This is a genomic window from Enterococcus sp. DIV1368d, from assembly GCF_050542975.1.
GTDB lineage: Bacteria > Bacillota > Bacilli > Lactobacillales > Enterococcaceae > Enterococcus_D > Enterococcus_D casseliflavus.
In genome coordinates, this window is the sequence record NZ_CP172939.1 from 2,023,087 (window position 1) to 2,038,439 (window position 15,353).

General features: G+C 41.6%; 17 protein-coding genes. 2 read left to right on the forward strand and 15 right to left on the reverse strand.

The window, feature by feature from the left end:
• Window positions 1-19: 19 nt before the first annotated feature.
• The gene (locus tag IGJ44_RS09410) at window positions 20-1,474 is read left to right on the forward strand and encodes a flotillin family protein (protein WP_005230116.1); all 1,455 of its coding nucleotides are present in this window, start codon (window positions 20-22) and stop codon (window positions 1,472-1,474) included.
• A 78-nt stretch (window positions 1,475-1,552) separates the two neighbouring features.
• Here IGJ44_RS09410 and IGJ44_RS09415 read toward each other — a convergent pair whose 3' ends face one another.
• The 3 genes from IGJ44_RS09415 to IGJ44_RS09425 form a co-directional block, all read right to left on the reverse strand.
• Window positions 1,553-2,122: a sugar O-acetyltransferase gene (locus IGJ44_RS09415; protein WP_074535251.1), complete on the reverse strand. Its 570-nt coding sequence runs from the start codon at window positions 2,120-2,122 to the stop codon at window positions 1,553-1,555.
• Window positions 2,123-2,144: 22 nt separating this feature from the next.
• Window positions 2,145-2,657, reverse strand: coding sequence for a cyclophilin-like fold protein (locus IGJ44_RS09420; RefSeq protein WP_074535250.1), 513 nt, complete (start codon window positions 2,655-2,657; stop codon window positions 2,145-2,147).
• Window positions 2,658-2,779: 122 nt separating this feature from the next.
• Window positions 2,780-3,877, reverse strand: coding sequence for an alpha/beta hydrolase (locus IGJ44_RS09425; RefSeq protein ID WP_074535249.1), 1,098 nt, complete (start codon window positions 3,875-3,877; stop codon window positions 2,780-2,782).
• A gap of 211 nt (window positions 3,878-4,088) precedes the next feature.
• Here IGJ44_RS09425 and IGJ44_RS09430 point away from each other — a divergent pair, with 211 nt between their 5' ends.
• Window positions 4,089-4,973, forward strand: a complete 885-nt coding sequence (locus IGJ44_RS09430; protein WP_074535248.1) for a LysR family transcriptional regulator — start codon at window positions 4,089-4,091, stop codon at window positions 4,971-4,973.
• A gap of 88 nt (window positions 4,974-5,061) precedes the next feature.
• On the opposite strand, the gene IGJ44_RS09435 is transcribed toward IGJ44_RS09430, so the two are convergent.
• The 12 genes from IGJ44_RS09435 to IGJ44_RS09490 all read right to left on the reverse strand — a co-directional run bounded on the left by IGJ44_RS09435 (window position 5,062) and on the right by IGJ44_RS09490 (window position 15,247).
• Complete coding sequence (locus IGJ44_RS09435) at window positions 5,062-5,475, reverse strand: VOC family protein (RefSeq protein WP_034858575.1); 414 nt, start codon at window positions 5,473-5,475, stop codon at window positions 5,062-5,064.
• Window positions 5,476-5,790: 315 nt separating this feature from the next.
• Window positions 5,791-6,249 (reverse strand): DUF3788 family protein, encoded by a 459-nt coding sequence (locus tag IGJ44_RS09440; RefSeq protein ID WP_081116907.1) that lies wholly within the window; start codon window positions 6,247-6,249, stop codon window positions 5,791-5,793.
• A gap of 48 nt (window positions 6,250-6,297) precedes the next feature.
• Entirely contained in the window at window positions 6,298-6,762 is a 465-nt protein-coding gene (locus IGJ44_RS09445; RefSeq protein ID WP_074535246.1) for a hypothetical protein, read from the reverse strand.
• A 58-nt stretch (window positions 6,763-6,820) separates the two neighbouring features.
• Complete coding sequence (locus IGJ44_RS09450; RefSeq protein WP_074535245.1) at window positions 6,821-7,123, reverse strand: antibiotic biosynthesis monooxygenase family protein; 303 nt, start codon at window positions 7,121-7,123, stop codon at window positions 6,821-6,823.
• Between the two features lie 167 nt (window positions 7,124-7,290).
• The gene (locus IGJ44_RS09455; RefSeq protein WP_005230091.1) at window positions 7,291-7,665 is read right to left on the reverse strand and encodes a hypothetical protein; all 375 of its coding nucleotides are present in this window, start codon (window positions 7,663-7,665) and stop codon (window positions 7,291-7,293) included.
• 270 nt (window positions 7,666-7,935) lie between these two features.
• Window positions 7,936-8,919, reverse strand: coding sequence for a serine hydrolase domain-containing protein (locus tag IGJ44_RS09460; protein WP_074535244.1), 984 nt, complete (start codon window positions 8,917-8,919; stop codon window positions 7,936-7,938).
• Window positions 8,920-9,060: 141 nt separating this feature from the next.
• Window positions 9,061-9,612, reverse strand: coding sequence for a CDP-alcohol phosphatidyltransferase family protein (locus IGJ44_RS09465; protein WP_081116905.1), 552 nt, complete (start codon window positions 9,610-9,612; stop codon window positions 9,061-9,063).
• A gap of 127 nt (window positions 9,613-9,739) precedes the next feature.
• Complete coding sequence (locus IGJ44_RS09470; protein ID WP_074535242.1) at window positions 9,740-10,432, reverse strand: M23 family metallopeptidase; 693 nt, start codon at window positions 10,430-10,432, stop codon at window positions 9,740-9,742.
• 317 nt (window positions 10,433-10,749) lie between these two features.
• Window positions 10,750-12,723, reverse strand: a complete 1,974-nt coding sequence (locus IGJ44_RS09475; protein ID WP_074535241.1) for an ABC transporter permease — start codon at window positions 12,721-12,723, stop codon at window positions 10,750-10,752.
• A gap of 3 nt (window positions 12,724-12,726) precedes the next feature.
• Window positions 12,727-13,485 (reverse strand): ABC transporter ATP-binding protein, encoded by a 759-nt coding sequence (locus tag IGJ44_RS09480; protein WP_010749611.1) that lies wholly within the window; start codon window positions 13,483-13,485, stop codon window positions 12,727-12,729.
• A gap of 93 nt (window positions 13,486-13,578) precedes the next feature.
• The gene (locus IGJ44_RS09485) at window positions 13,579-14,562 is read right to left on the reverse strand and encodes a sensor histidine kinase (protein WP_430605658.1); all 984 of its coding nucleotides are present in this window, start codon (window positions 14,560-14,562) and stop codon (window positions 13,579-13,581) included.
• Window positions 14,555-15,247 carry a response regulator transcription factor gene (locus tag IGJ44_RS09490; RefSeq protein ID WP_010749609.1) on the reverse strand — a complete coding sequence of 231 codons (693 nt, stop codon included), beginning with the start codon at window positions 15,245-15,247 and terminating at the stop codon, window positions 14,555-14,557. Before IGJ44_RS09490 ends, IGJ44_RS09485 begins: the two co-directional genes overlap by 8 nt.
• Between the last annotated feature and the right edge of the window lie 106 nt (window positions 15,248-15,353).

Genomic DNA, 15,353 nt, shown 5'->3' on the forward strand with positions numbered 1-15,353 from the left:
TCACTAAAGAGGTGCATCTATGGATATTTTCTTATCACCAATTGTCTTTCCGATCGCAATCGTGGCGTTCATTTTACTGATGCTTTTGATCATCTTTGTCACGAAATATCAAACAGCCAAGCCCGATGAAGCGTTGATTATCAGCGGAAGTTACCTTGGCAACAAAAATGTTCATGCGGATGAGAGCAATAACAAAATCAAAATCGTGCGTGGTGGCGGAGCCTTTGTTTTGCCAGTGTTCCAACGATCAAACCGAATCAGCTTACTTTCCAGCAAGCTGGATGTTTCAACACCAGAAGTATATACGGAACAAGGAGTTCCCGTTATGTGTGATGGAACTTCCATTATCAAGATTGGCTCATCCGTAGAAGAAATCGCAACGGCAGCGGAACAGTTTCTAGGAAAAACCCGTGAAGAATTAGAAAATGAGGCACGAGAAGTCTTGGAAGGTCACCTGCGTTCGATCCTTGGTTCGATGACCGTCGAAGAAATCTATCAAAATCGCGACAAATTCAGCCAAAGCGTGCAAGAAGTGGCCTCTGTCGATCTAGCGAAAATGGGCTTGATCATTGTCTCCTTTACGATCAAAGAAGTACGAGACAAAAATGGCTATTTAGATTCTCTTGGAAAACCTAGAATCGCCCAAGTCAAACGGGATGCTGAAATTGCGGAAGCCGAAGCGCTGAAAGAAACCCGCATCAAAAAAGCCCAATCGGAACAAGAATCGCAAACAGCGGAATCAAAACGCATGACCGAAATCGCTGAAGCATTGAAGGAAAAAGAATTGAAGTTGGCGCTTTATAAGAAAGAACAAGACATCGCCAAAGCCGATGCCGATCAAGCCTATCATCTGCAAAGTGCCATCATGAAACAAAAAGTCCGAGAACAAGAGATTGAAGTCGAAGTCGTTGAACGACAAAAACAAATCGAATTGGAAGAAAAAGAAATCTTGCGTCGAGAACGCCAATTTGATTCTGAGATCAAGAAAAAAGCCGATGCCGATCGTTATGCGCTTGAACAAGAAGCATTAGCGAAAAAAGCGTCTGCGTTAGCAACCACTGAAGCTGAGCAGTTTCGAACAGAGTCGTTGGCAAAAGCTGAAGCCGATAAAATTCGTCTGATTGGTTTGGCAGAAGCCGAGACGACCTTGGCGAAAGGAACGGCGGAAGCTGAAACGAAGGAAAAAATCGCTGAAGCCTTCAAGAAATATGATGAAGCAGCGATCCTTAGCATGATCGTTGAGATCATGCCGCAATTAGTCAAAGAGGCTGCCGCCCCATTAGGCAATATCGATAAAATTTCGGTCGTTGATACAGGATCAGGTGAAGGCGGTGGTGCCAATCGTGTCACCAATTACGCCACCAATCTCTTATCGACCACACAAGAGACTTTGAAAGAAACCCTTGGTCTTGATGTGAAATCGTTGATCGAAAACTTCGCCGGTTCCAATACGAGCGAGCCGCCTCAAGAATAAGAAAACTGCTGTTCGTCTTCATCGCTTCAAAAGCGACAAGGCGAACAGCAGTTTTTTTCTTACTCATTGCTATTGTGCTTACTCAGTGACCTCTTTGACATAGTTTGCAGGTACACCAGCCACGATCGTGCGTTCAGCGACATCTTTGGTCACCACTGCCCCAGCAGCAATGATCGCATGGTCACCGACGGTCACACCCGCAACGATCGTTGCATTTGAGCCAATCCAGACATTCTTCCCAATCGTAATGGGTGCTGGATAAAGCGTGCTACGATCTTCAGGGTGAAGGCCATGATTCAAGGTAGCTAGAACAACGTTATGCCCAATTAGGGTACCATCACCGATCGTGATCCCTCCTTGGTCTTGAAAATGACAACCGGCGTTAAGAAACACCCCTTTACCAATTTGGATGTTTTTGCCATAATCTGTATAAAAAGGCGGAAAAAGCGAAAATGTCGGTTCAACTGCTTTCCCAGTCAATTGGGCAAAAAGTTCTTGTAATTCATGAGGTTCATGATAAACCGTATTGATTTTCATGGTCAATTTTCTCGCCTCAGCACTCAAAGCCACCATTTGTTTTGAAGCTTGCGAACCGGCAAGTAAGGGTTCACCACTTGCCATAAGTTTGTTTAATTGATCGATCGTCATTTGTTTTTCTCCTAATCATTCGTTACTCACGAGTATTTTCTAGCGAAAAGACAACCTCCACGTCCTCTTCCCCCATTGCTTCTCTTAAGCCTGCTGGATCTTCAATAACGCCGATACGACTATAGCCACCATAAGAATTGGTAAAGGTCTGATAAAACAGCACCAACGTATGACTATTCCAGCTCATGATTTCTCCTGCGTGAATGATCTCCGGCCGTTCTGTAGTCATTTCTGGCAAATTCTCAGAAAAACGATAATATTTCTCGTTGTTGTTCAAGTCACTCATTGTCAACGTGAAGGGCATTTGATTTATTAGGTGTTTAGACGCCTCATTTTCATAAAACTTCGCTATAAAATCCTGTTGACCAACCGTAATGACGACAGCTGTTGCTGATTCAATCGTCGGTTGATCATGATCCTGACTTGCTTCAGAGGAAGTTTCGCTGGCAGACAGCGCATGCCTCTCCTCTGTTCCACTTGTCCCACAGGCACTTAGTAGGAACAGCAAGACAGCAGGGATGAGTTTTATCAACATGGCTTCGCTCCTTTCTGCTGATGATTCGATGTAGCGGCGGGCAACGGAATGCTTATTTTCTAAAATACGACTGCTCAGCAGAAGATATGGGACTGAACAGTCGTGCAGCTGGTTGTTGCTGTTTAATTCAAATGCTCTTGGAAGAATTCGGTCATTTGGTCAAAAGGAATCACCTCTGTTTGGTCGTATAGATCAACATGCGAAGCATTAGGAATGACTGTCAGCTCTTTGTTATCACCTTGCAATTGCTCAAAAGCGTCTTGACTGAAGTAAAGTGAGTGGGCTTCTTCTCCATGAAGCAATAAAACGGCGCTTTGGATCTCATCAATGTAAGACAAAAGTGGCATATTTAAGAATGACAGCGAAGACGTGACATTCCAACCATCATTAGAGTTCAAGGAACGTTCGTGGTAGCCTCGTTCTGTTTTGTAATAATCAAAGTAATCCTGCATAAAGACCGGCGCATCTTCTGGCAGTGTATCTGGTACCCCACCTGCTCGTTCGTAGCTGCCATTGGCAAAATCAACTGTACGTTGGGCGTTCAGCTGCTGGCGCAATTCATGGCGTCCTTCAGCCCCCATTTCATCAAAATACCCTTGAGCATTGACTCGCGACATGTCATACATGGTGGCAGAAACAGTCGCTTTCACACGGGTATCGATGGCTGCGGCATTCAAAGCTAGACCACCCCAGCCACAAATCCCGATCAAACCGATTCTTTCTTCATCTACGTTTTCTTGGACAGATAGAAAATCGACGGCTGCTTGAAAATCTTCTGTATTAATGTCTGGTGAAGCCACATAGCGTGGTTCGCCACCGCTTTCACCTGTATAGGACGGATCAAAAGCGATCGTAACAAAACCACGCTCTGCCATCGTTTGAGCATATAGACCAGATGTCTGCTCTTTGACTGCTCCAAAAGGTCCGCTAACGGCGATTGCTGGAAGTGGTCCTTGCGCATCAATTGGTTCATAAAGATCCGCAACTAAAGTGATCCCGTAACGATTCTGGAAAGTCACTTTTCGGTGATTCACCGTGTCACTTTCTGGGAAAACTTTATCCCATTCATCTGTCAATGAAACATTTTCTGTCATCGTTTCTCCTCCTGAGCTGGCTTGCGGCTCTTCATTCGTCTCCTCATTATTGCTGCTACAAGCACCTAAAACCAACGGTGCCAGCACAACTAAAGACACAAGGGCCTTCTTTTGCCATTTTTTCATTTCATTCGCCTTCTTTCTCGGTCAACTATCCTGTACCTTAGGGCGATTCTCCAATGTTTTTCAAATGATCAAGGTCTGGATGATCGTTTTTTCTTGATCGCTTGAGCTATTTTTGGATAAACCTATTGTACTTGCCGCATCTTTCTATGTAAAATACTAATGTTAAATACCTAACTATTCATATATAGCATAGAAAAAGGAGTATAGACCTATGGAATTAAAAAGTTTAACCACGTTTCTAGCAGTTGCAGAAAAAGAAACGATTTCAGCTGCCGCAAAACATCTGCATCTCTCGCAACCATCCCTGTCACGACAGTTAATGGAGTTAGAAAAAGAATTAGGTGTCACGCTGTTCACCAGAGGCAATCGCAAAATTACGCTGACGGAAGATGGCCTCTTGTTTCGTAAGCGGGCGGAAGAAATTGTAGAATTGTTAGAAAAGACCCGTTCTGAATTTTTGTCGCCTCGAGATACGATTGCCGGTAACGTGTCGATCGGTGCTGGAGAAACCTACGTGATCCAGCTGTTGGGAAAAATCATCAAGGAGATTCAAGTTGAGTACCCTAACGTCAAATTTCATTTATTTAGCGGCAATGCTGACGAGGTCAAAGAACGGTTGGACAAAGGATTGTTGGATTTTGGCGTCGTGATCAGCCCCGTCGACGTCAAAAAATACCATTCCTTGCGCTTACCTGCCAGAGACACCTGGGGCGTCTTGATGCGAAAAGACAGTCCCCTTGCTAGTAACGAAGTCATCACACCAAAGGATCTCTGGGAGGTTCCCTTGATTACTTCACGACAAAGTCTGGTCAGCAGTGAGCTTTCTAAATGGTTGAAAAAAGACATGAACAAATTGACTGTCGTTGCCACGTATAATCTCGTGTACAATGCGTCAAAATTGGTTGAAGAAGGCGTCGGCTATGCATTGACCCTCGACAAATTAATCAACTTCACCCCTGACAGTCCTTTATGCTTTAGAAAATTGAGTCCCACTCTTGAATCAGATCTTGCAGTCATTTGGAAGAACACCCAAGTTTTTTCAAAAGCCTCTGGACTTTTCTTGGAGCGGATGAAGGAACGCTTTATAGAGGAATGATTTCAAATAAAAAAAGATTTATCTCAAAACAATTATGAGATAAATCTTTCTTTACGTTTTCTTCTGATTCTTTTTGTATGTGAACTCTTTAGACACCGCCATCCTCCAAGCTTAGCAAATTTCCTTCTGGATCGCGGAAATAGGCAATATGAAAAGCTTGGTCCCCTTCCCCCAAAACGGTTTTACTCACTTCAAACACTACACCAGCATTGTTCATTCTCGTATAATCTTCTTCAAAATCCGTGGTGTGAAACGTTGCCGAAAGCGTATCAGATGAAATCCGATTATCCGAAATCGGATAGCCCTCCATTTGATCGATCACGGCATCCACTTGGAACATACCAAAAAAAGGCGCCTCCTCTTTCTTCGATGCAAAGCTTGTATAAGGACCTGACTCATCGCCATAAGTTGGTACCAAACCAACTTTTTCCGTATAAAAATGATAACACTTCTGATAGTCTCCTTTGACTTGAACGCAAGCTGTGATTCGTTGAATAGTCATTTGTCTTTTCTCCTTTTCCAATGTGTCTTCCATCAATTCAAAAGTAATTAAAGCATATTTTACCCATAATAGCATATTTAGCGAGTAAAATTTATTTCATTGTGAATTTTATCCGATAATCTAATCAAAATTAGCGTTGGTTTTCCCAAGAGTCACTTATATTAAAACCCAATCAGAGGAAAGGCGATAAACTTAGAGTCTTCTGATTGACTTTTACTTTTCTTAACCTAAAAAATGGGTAAACTATAACAAAGATTCCTTTTTGATAGATGTAATAAAATCAGACTATCCAAGTTAAATAAACATACTCTTACTTTATTTACTTTTTTTGAACACGATCAATTCGGTGATATCTTCAAAGAGTGATGGATTAGCGACATCAAAAATCACAGAAAAAAACTTCATTTTCGTGCCATTAGTTAGCGCCTTATGAATGGTTTCCTTTGTCTCTTCACTGATTGGTAAAGACAATAACTGTGTTCGGACTTTCTCGCTAAAGTGAAAAGAGACTTTGAAGAAGTCCTCCCACATCGAGAGCCAAAAAATTGGTTTTACTTTATTCGTTCCACGAGTCGTTGTCCATTTGTATTCGCCTTTGGACAACCACGCTTTTCCATCTTGGTAATAGCGCCAATCCATAAGAGAGATGCCCTCGTTTTCAAGGGTTTCGATAAAACGTTGATAAATGACATATCCTTCACCCAAAGATTCTGCAATCAGCTGCTCTGTTGGTTTCACGTTTTTGTCTCGAAACAATTGCTTTTTGCCTTCCATCCTTCCACTCAACTCCTTTGCGCTTCGTTTTTTAAGGTTTTCGCTACGTTACAATTTGATTTTGTTGATATCATCTGTGATGACCCAATCATCCATATTTTTGTCACGATTGTACTGAAATGGTGTTATTTCTTCTAATTCAGCGATTTCATAGACCGCTAGATACTTTTTCCCTGCCCAACGATCGACTTGTTTTTTCGATAAATTCAACTCTTTTTCATAGCGTTTTACAAAATCTATGGATTCTTCTTTCGTCATCTTTTCAGATTCAATCACGTTGGCAATGCTGCCCCGATGAGTGATGGTCAAATCGCCGCCGGTCTCCACAAAATACACAAGATCGTTGATTTTGGCTCTTCCTCCTAAAGGTGATTTTCTGCCGGCTGCCCCCCGAATGATCATTGTTTTGTCACCGTGAATCAGTTTCTCAAGCTCTTTGGCTTCCTTATTTAAATAGACCAAATGTTCTGCCCGACCGACTTTTCCTTGATACCATTCTGCTGGTTTTGTCATAAGAAGTTCCTCTTTTCATATGAATTGTTTTTTGAGCTGTTCATTCCATAGTGGCTAGTTATTGGAACGTTTTTTTAATGGTGTATAGGTGAGAGGTGCAACTGTTTAGATTGATGAATGAATAAAACTTTTGTGCAAAGGCATTAGGCGTGCCGCATCGGGCAAATGTTTCCGCATCTTCTTTCGTTTCGAACTTGGTGATGTCCGCCCAAGTTTCTCCATCTACGAATAATTCAAAAGAAAGGTATCCTCTTTGTTTGGAAATGTATTCTCGGTTTAATTGTTCAACGACACGAACAAATTCCGCTGTTGAAACGCCTTTTTTTAATTTGTACGAATTATGAAAAGCAACCTGTGCCATCGGGGCTTCCTCCTTTTAGATTCCATCAAGTAATAGAGCGTTTAAAAAAAAACTAACAGTTCTCCATTCAACCGTTCAAATGACTTTTTTAACGTCCGTTGTATTTCTACCCTGTCCTTTCTTAACAGTTGCAACAAAAAGTCCGTTCAGCAGGAGAGCATTTGGTACTAAAGCGAGCACTCAAGAACTTCCCCCAATAGTTTGTCGTGGGGAACGATCAAACATTTCTCCATTGCTTTCCAGTAACTTTCATACAACTTTTTTTGAGCTTTGCCATAATTTTCTTCGCTATCAAACTCCCAATAGTGAGCATATTTCACACATTTTATGACTCTCGTCAATGGATCTGGCAGGCGACCTTCCTTGATGGTCCTCATTTCTTTGATGTAATGGGTTCGTTTCATTAATCGAAAGAACAAAGCCCCCTCCATGGCCTTCATTGCCTCTGTTGCTTCCTGCATGACTGCTTCAAAGGTCTCAACACTACTGGGTTTCACTTGATAGATACTGATTTCTGAAAACACCCCGACCGCTCCTTTCACTTGTGATTTTCTTCTCAATTATAGTATACCAAGTTTACGTCGTTGATAGTTTGGTCATTTTATTCATTTCTCATTTATCTTCCGTTTATTATTGATTTAGCCTCCTACCTGCGGGATCAAATTGCTAAATTATAATTTCATAAAAAGGCTAGCAGCCGAGCTTTATCAGTAGGTCACCTGCCTGCCATAGTCACAAAAGGGATCATTAAGCTTTCGTCTACAAAAAAAGCAATCAACTTTTGACAGCAGACTGCTTTTTCTTAACGCTCATTAGTGCAAAAGGAACGGTTTTAGCTCTGTCTCGATAAAGTCGATGCGATCAAAGACAGTTGGCTTAAAATACGCCGTAATGGCGATAACAGTCTCTGATTCGGGATCAATATAAAGGACATTTCCACTATTGCCGATGGCGGCATAGGTGCTTTTCTCAGCATCCAAGATCCACCATAAATACCCATAACTCATATTTTGAAATTTCTCTATGTTTGTCTCTAGCGGATTGACCATTTCAGTGAGCCATTGTGAAGAAATCACTTGTTGTCCTTGATGGATGCCTTGGTTCAAGCATAGCTCACCGATTTTGGCTAAATCTTTTGCTGAAAGACAAAGCCCGTAACCTGCAGTGCCAATATTTAAAGGATCGCAAAACCAAACCGGTTTTTTTGGTGCCTTGCTCATCGTAAAGTGCTTATGCTCTTGTGCCGTTTCCGCATAATAATTGGTCAGTTCGGCTACACCAAGAGGTCGAAATAAATAATGGTTCGCATAATCAACGGTCGTCATTCCAGAAGCTTTCGCTAACAAACCAGTGAGGATTTGCAGACAAACGGTTTGATAATTGAATTCATTTGTCACTCCTTTTCTTCCTCCCAATAAATCAAGCGAGGCGCTGGTCCAGTCGTCACTCGAACAAACCTTTGTCCATGGATCACCTTTGCATTTATACGGGGCTCGCATCGTTAATAGGTGTTTGATCGTAATATCCTGAATCGTTTTTTCGCCCCGTTTTACTTGATAGTCTGGAAAATAATCGAGTACTTTGTCATTGACACTCCGGATGACACCTTGATCGATCGCTATCCCAACTAGTAGAGAAACGATACTTTTCGTAGCGGACATAAGGTGGCAAGTATCCTCTGGCTTATACTCATGCCATTCATCCGTGTAAACTTCCTTTCCATTTTGGTAGGCAGCAATTTGGCAAATATTAGGCTGGTTTTTACTGATACATGCATGCAGTTCTTGTCTATTCATTTGTGAAGCCTCCCTTCAAAGATAAGCATAATACCATTAAAAATTGTTTTCAATGTTATTTTTAAAATTGTTTTTGAAGGGTCTTTTAAAAGTCTATTAGCGGTGAATACGCAAAAAAAGGCCCTCAATGATAGAGGCGCCTTACTTAAAACTTTCGAATATCGATTTTTGATTTCTATCCAGATTTTTTGAGAGGATCGTTATCAGCAATTCTTCTAATGCGGAAACAGTGGCGATGGTCCCCAAAATCAAGATAACAATTTTTTCATGGAACATGATGAGCAACAACGGGAAAATACATAAAAGAAATCCGACTGCTTTGTTGAGCCATGTATGCAGACTACTAAAAGACCGATATTTTACATAGCCAATCAGATAACTGACAAAACGAATCATAGCAATCACTAGTAGCCAGACCCAAAGCGTATGTACCGCCAACAGCTGTGGTAGAAAAGAAAGAAAAACTGCGAGAAAAAAGCTTACATCTGCGAAACTATCTAGTAAGGCACCCACCTCACTCGTAAGATTCAACCTTCTTGCAAGCAGCCCATCAACGAGGTCGCTTACAAAACAATAGGAATAGAGCAGCCAAAACCAGCCAGACATTGGCTGAAGGAATAGTAAAAGTGGTGCGAGAATCAGTCGAGTAGTGGTAAGGATATTGGGTAAATGATTCATTTGTTCTCCTTGCATTTCATTTTCTTCACAAATTTTGAAAGCCTAAGATTATTTTACATGCATAAAAGAAGTCCAAAGACTTTTAAACGTTTTTTCTTTTGAGCGTCCTACAAGCCCTGATGCAATGTTTCAAAACTGGTCCTTAGTATTCCTTCAACAATCGTATCCGATCCGTACTTCCTGGTATCCGATTCTGCACCTTTGTCCATCCCCTTGCTTGGTACACTTCATATTCTTGAAAGCGGCAAGGAAGACCTTTTGCATGGGCGATATCACTTGTGTCCATCACTTGAAAATGCAGATGAGGCGAAGTCGAATTTCCTGAATGGCCAACGCTTCCGATCACCATCCCTTTGGTGATGTTTTGTCCTACGGAAACATTGACAGATCCATTTTGTAGATGGACAAATGCCATATAAACGCCCTCAGAAGCTTTTATCACAATGTAGTTTCCAGCTATTTGTTGATAATCATCTTTTTGTTCATTAAAAAACAAACCATTTTTTACAGCGATCGAAAAATCTCTGATCCAGTGAACGATTTTCCGTTCCCGATAGCCATCTCTTGCAACAATTACTTCGCCATCACAAGGCGCATAGATTTTTTCGCCCCAACAATAACAGCTCTCCAGCGGAACCCCTAAGAAGAAATAGCGCAGAAAGCTTCGATTATGAAAAGCTTTGGTTTTCCCCTCAAAATTAACTTGTAAAAAATCAAAGGCATAACGCAACCCCATTCGATCGGTACCATGGCTAGGAATCTTCTCGGCTGGTGTAGTCGGCGCAAGCCACTCACCTCTTAAGGGGAATCCAATGGTTATCGGCTGCTCTTTCATAGGGCTTTCTCCTTTTTGGATCACATGATCTCTTTTATTTTGAAATGACTATCAATCGCGCGGCACTCTATACCCGTGCTTTACTCCTTTTCACTATAGGTCACCTAAGGATTTTTTTCAACTCTAAAAAGTGGGCTAACGGGCGTGCCTATCAAAAAAACACCTCAATCATGTAGTGATTCCAAACTGTTAGACCAAAAATTCTAACTTTTGAGCGTCGCTTCATGGATGAGGTGTTCTTACATTTTATTGTAGCTCTTGGCGGTGACGGCTAATCCATCTAGCTATCGTCTGACTAAATAGCATTTGTCCATCCTCTACTGTTTGCGCTCCACCAATCGATAGTAGACTCTTGCGGTGATGAAATACACCAGCAGATAAATCATTGTAAACAACAGGACAGAAATAATCGTTACCGTAATCAATAAGTTACGATCCGTCAGACCAAAAAGAATCAGTAATTTTCGAATCATTGGTAAAGCAAACGCCAAATGGATGATCGCTGCCACCAAAGGAAATGAGAAGATCATCAAAACTTGCTGCTGGATCACTTGCTTGACTTCCTTATGGCTTAACCCAACTTTTTGCAAGATCTCGAAACGTTCTTTGTCCTCCATCCCTTCGGAAACTTGTTTATAATAAATGATCAATGCAGCAGCTAAAATAAAGATCACACCAAAAATCAAGCCTAAGAAGAAGAAGCCGCCGGTAAAGGTTTTTGTCTCAACTTCAAAAAGATCTTTTGATTCAACGCTCGCCTGAGCATCTGCTGCCAGAAGTTCGCTGCGAATCTGTTTTGCGATGGCTTCGCGATCGCTTGCTTCTTCTGTTTGAAAATTAAAGACTGTTGTTGTCACTGGTTGCTGGTAAAGTTGAAACTCTTCGTTTTGATACCAAGCGCTTAGCTTTTCGGCAAGCCACTGATCATCCACCACGAGAACAAGATGCTGAACGGGGTTTTCTGTTTTCGTGAATGTTGGCAGTTCTTTCAATTCCCGCAAGCGAAATTGACGATCATCGATCGTCGTCTTTTCTGGTAACGCTTGATGCGTCCAGGTGGCGGGAAAAACGAATAGTTCGTCGTCAGCGGGTCCTGTTTTCCCAGTGATTTCATGGTATTCAGAACTGGTAAGAAAAATAAGATACACGGCTTTATCTAAACTACCGCTATTTTCTTCAAAATTGGTTGAGGGAACAAAATTTGGTTCCTCAAAGGTAAAAAGCAACGGTCTTGTTGTAGTGACTTGCTGGCGCTCTTTGATCGATAGCTTCTCCTCAAGTCCATTAATTGCTGTGTTGATTTGCTGGGAATCAGCCGCTGACTCAATTTGAACATCGTAAGGAAAACGGGTTTCGATCACATTCTTTTGTCCAAAATAAAGACTGGCGGTCGTAGCAACGGTCACTAACACCATCGTTGATAAAATACAAATACTTGCTAAACCAGCCGCATTTTGCTTCATCCGATACAACATGGTAGAGACATTGATAAAATGGGTCGTTTGATAATAATAGGTCGTTCGTTTTCTTAAAAACTGCAATGCTTTGATACTGCCCGCAATAAACAACAAATAGGTAGCCAAGATTACGAGGACGACGGCGACAAAGAACAGGCCTAATGCACTGATAGGAGATTTGATCGTCACAGAGATCGTATAGCCTGCCACTAAACAAAGGACACCTAATAGTGCCAAAATACCTTTTGCTCGTGGTTCTTTTTCATTACGCTTGCTTCCCTGCAGTAGTTGAAGTGGATTGGTTTTGCGGACTTGCAGTATGTCAAATAAAAATAAACAACCAAAGACGAACATAAAATACAGGATCACCAAGCCAATACTCTCAAATGACAGTTTGAAGACAAAGAACTCGCCTACGGCTAAGATTTTCTTCAGTATCAAAAATCCTAATCGTGCAAACAATAAGCCACTGATCAATCCGGCGGCAAGGCTAATGAGAAAACTGTAAAAGAGTTCCCAAAAGACCACGAAGACTATCTCACGTTTTCCTAGTCCTAAAACATTGTAGAGACCAAATTCTTTTTTTCGCTGCTTGATCAAAAAGTTATTGGTGTAAAAGGAAAAGATCGCCGCAAAAATCATGAGGATGATATTTCCTAAACGAAACATGAAGATGGCGCTTTGACTACTAGGAAGTTCCTTCATTCCTGGATTGTTCACGATGATTTGCGTCATCATCAAAACAGCCACCAAGAAACTCATGGATAATAAAAAGGGTGTGTAAGCTTTGGCATTTTTACGCAAATTGGAGAAGGCGATTTTTTGAAAGAACATTGGTTACTCCTCCTTTGCAAAGACAGCAGTCATTGTTTCGGCTATTGCTTCTAGAAAAGCGGTATTGCTGCGATCCCCTCGATACAGCTGGTGAAACACATACCCGTCTTTGATAAACAAGACGCGTTGTGCGCGACTGGCTGCGATCGAACTGTGAGTGACCATCACGATCGTCTGTCCATTTTGATTGATCTGTTGAAATAATGTCAGCAGTTGATCAGAGGTTTTCGAATCCAGCGCTCCGGTTGGCTCATCTGCTAATAGCAGTTCCGGTTTTGTGATGATTGCTCGTGCGACAGCAACTCGTTGTTTTTGTCCGCCAGACAATTCATACGGATAGTGCTGCAATAAATCGGCGATCCCTAAAGTTTGTACGATAGGTTGAAGCTGCTTTTCCATTTGTTTGACGGAAACTTTTGATAAAACTAATGGCAATAAAATATTGTCTTTTACCGAAAAGGTGTCTAATAAATTAAAGTCTTGAAAAACAAAGCCTAAGTGATCCCGTCGAAAACTCGCTGCGTCTTTTTCTTTGATCGTGGTCAGATCGATGCCATTCAGCTGCATTTCACCCGCTGTTGGTTGGTCTAACGTCGCCATCAAGTTCAGCAACGTACTCTTTCCCGAACCTGATTCCCCCATGATAGCGACATATTCCCCTTCTTCTACCATAAAGGTAATATTTTTCAACGCTTCAACGGGTTGTCCGTTCAGCTGGCTTTGATAGATTTTTTTTACTTGTTGAATGTTTAAAAGTGTCATCTTGTTCCCTCCTTCCTTTTTAGAATAAGCTGACTGGCAGAAAAAAGCGACTTACAATAAAAACCGCAAACTTACAGTGTTGAAAGTTTGCGGCTATCGGTTATTTGTGGTGGGAAAATGAAGCGTGACGATGGTTCCCTGTCCCACTTCAGAATCAATCGCTAAACGGCAGCCGATTTTTTCAGCCGCTTGTTGACTCATATATAAGCCTAGCCCGCTCGCTCGTTGCTGAAAGCGACCATTTTTTCCCGTATATCCTTTCTCAAACACCCTTGGCAAGTCTTCCTTACGAATACCAATGCCGCTATCTTGAATCACTAAGGCATTGTCTTTAGTGAAAACGTTGACGCCACCAGTTTCGGTATACTTCAAGCTATTGAAAAGAACCTGTTCAAAAATAAAAACGAGCCACTTTCGATCGGATGTCACCGTCAAATCCACCGCCATGTCCAGTTGCAGATTCTTTTTCGAGAAAAACAAGGCATACTTTTTGATCGTTTGACGAACGAGGGGCGCTAAAGCAATCGACTCAAAGACAAAATCTTCATTCGCTAAATTTTGTCGTAAATAATTCAACATCATTTGCAAGTAATCATTCACCTTAAATAATTCCGCTTTGACCTCCGTCGGTGACAACGAATCGCTTTGGACCAAAAGATCCAGCGCAGCTAGAGGCGTTTTGATTTGATGAAGCCACAAGCCGAAATCTTCATAAATTTCTTCTTTTTTTAACGCTGCCTTGTAATCAGAAGTGGTTTTTTCTCTTGCCAATTGTTTAAGAAGGGCTTGGTATTCGTCTTCTAAACGATTTCGAGTGGCAGGCAAGAACGCCAACGCCGCTTCCGTCATACGTTGTTTTCTTAATAAATGCTGCAGCTGCTTTCTTTTTTGTGCGTAACGAAAATAATGAAAAAGGGAAAGTCCCCCTAAGATCACCCCTGAAAAGACCACATAGTCAATGAAGGGCTCCAATGAAAGGCTGTGGAGAAAGAATAGCCCAAATAGGCCCGCACTAAACAGCAGGTAAACGAGATAAAACTTTCCATAAAGGACGAAATATTCTTTCACGTTAGTCATAGGCGTGTTCCTTTTCTATCAAATACCCTTTATTCTTTACTGTCTGGATCAAATCGGATAGTTCGATCTGGCTTAATTTTTTTCGCAAGCGGGTCATATTGACCGCTAATGTGTTATTATCGATGAATTCTTCACTATTCCAGAGCATTTCAATGATGGTCTCTTTGGCTACGATCTTCCCTCGATGCTGCAAAAGCAAGGAAAGAATCCGAGCTTCATTTGGAGACAGTGGCAACTGTTCCCCCTGTTTTTTTAATACATTTTCTGTGGGATAAAAGGTTACTTGCCCTATCTCAAAGGTCAGCGCTTGTTGGTGGCTATACTGATAGCTCCGCCGCAGCAATGCTTGGATTTTTGCCAAAACGAAGGCTAAATCAAAGGGTTTTGTTAAATAATCATCTGCTCCCATGTTCATCGCCATGATCTGATTCATCTGTTGATCCATCGACGAAAGGAAAATGATCGGCACTTCTGACTTCTTGCGAATTTCTTGGCACCAATGATACCCGTTGTAATAAGGCAGCGAAATATCTAAAAGAACGAGATCCGGTTTGATCTCATGAAACTCTTGCAAGATGCTAGCAAAATTCTTCGCGGAAACACATTCGTACCCCCATTGCTGTAAATATTCTGCTAGAACAGAGACGATCGTTGCATCATCTTCAACAAGATATATTTTTTGCATGTCTTTCTCCTCTCTGTTGATTAATCACTTGCTTCTTTACAGACAGTGTACCAGAAAAGAAAAAGAATCGTCTAGATGGGGGGAACCTTTCAAAGGGCTGTTTTTC

Excerpts from the sequence above, each read along its gene's own strand:
- IGJ44_RS09440 (WP_081116907.1), bottom strand. The coding sequence starts at position 6,249 with ATGGAAGGCAAAAAGCAATTGTTTCGAGACAAAAACGTGAAACCAACA.
- IGJ44_RS09475 (WP_074535241.1), bottom strand. The coding sequence starts at position 12,723 with ATGTTCTTTCAAAAAATCGCCTTCTCCAATTTGCGTAAAAATGCCAAA.
- IGJ44_RS09480 (WP_010749611.1), bottom strand. The coding sequence starts at position 13,485 with ATGACACTTTTAAACATTCAACAAGTAAAAAAAATCTATCAAAGCCAG.
- IGJ44_RS09460 (WP_074535244.1), bottom strand. The coding sequence starts at position 8,919 with ATGAATAGACAAGAACTGCATGCATGTATCAGTAAAAACCAGCCTAAT.
- IGJ44_RS09450 (WP_074535245.1), bottom strand. The coding sequence starts at position 7,123 with ATGGCACAGGTTGCTTTTCATAATTCGTACAAATTAAAAAAAGGCGTT.
- IGJ44_RS09485 (WP_430605658.1), bottom strand. The coding sequence starts at position 14,562 with ATGACTAACGTGAAAGAATATTTCGTCCTTTATGGAAAGTTTTATCTC.
- IGJ44_RS09410 (WP_005230116.1), top strand. The coding sequence starts at position 20 with ATGGATATTTTCTTATCACCAATTGTCTTTCCGATCGCAATCGTGGCG.
- IGJ44_RS09445 (WP_074535246.1), bottom strand. The coding sequence starts at position 6,762 with ATGACAAAACCAGCAGAATGGTATCAAGGAAAAGTCGGTCGGGCAGAA.
- IGJ44_RS09430 (WP_074535248.1), top strand. The coding sequence starts at position 4,089 with ATGGAATTAAAAAGTTTAACCACGTTTCTAGCAGTTGCAGAAAAAGAA.
- IGJ44_RS09420 (WP_074535250.1), bottom strand. The coding sequence starts at position 2,657 with ATGTTGATAAAACTCATCCCTGCTGTCTTGCTGTTCCTACTAAGTGCC.
- IGJ44_RS09470 (WP_074535242.1), bottom strand. The coding sequence starts at position 10,432 with ATGAAAGAGCAGCCGATAACCATTGGATTCCCCTTAAGAGGTGAGTGG.
- IGJ44_RS09435 (WP_034858575.1), bottom strand. The coding sequence starts at position 5,475 with ATGACTATTCAACGAATCACAGCTTGCGTTCAAGTCAAAGGAGACTAT.
- IGJ44_RS09415 (WP_074535251.1), bottom strand. The coding sequence starts at position 2,122 with ATGACGATCGATCAATTAAACAAACTTATGGCAAGTGGTGAACCCTTA.
- IGJ44_RS09490 (WP_010749609.1), bottom strand. The coding sequence starts at position 15,247 with ATGCAAAAAATATATCTTGTTGAAGATGATGCAACGATCGTCTCTGTT.
- IGJ44_RS09425 (WP_074535249.1), bottom strand. The coding sequence starts at position 3,877 with ATGAAAAAATGGCAAAAGAAGGCCCTTGTGTCTTTAGTTGTGCTGGCA.
- IGJ44_RS09465 (WP_081116905.1), bottom strand. The coding sequence starts at position 9,612 with ATGCAAGGAGAACAAATGAATCATTTACCCAATATCCTTACCACTACT.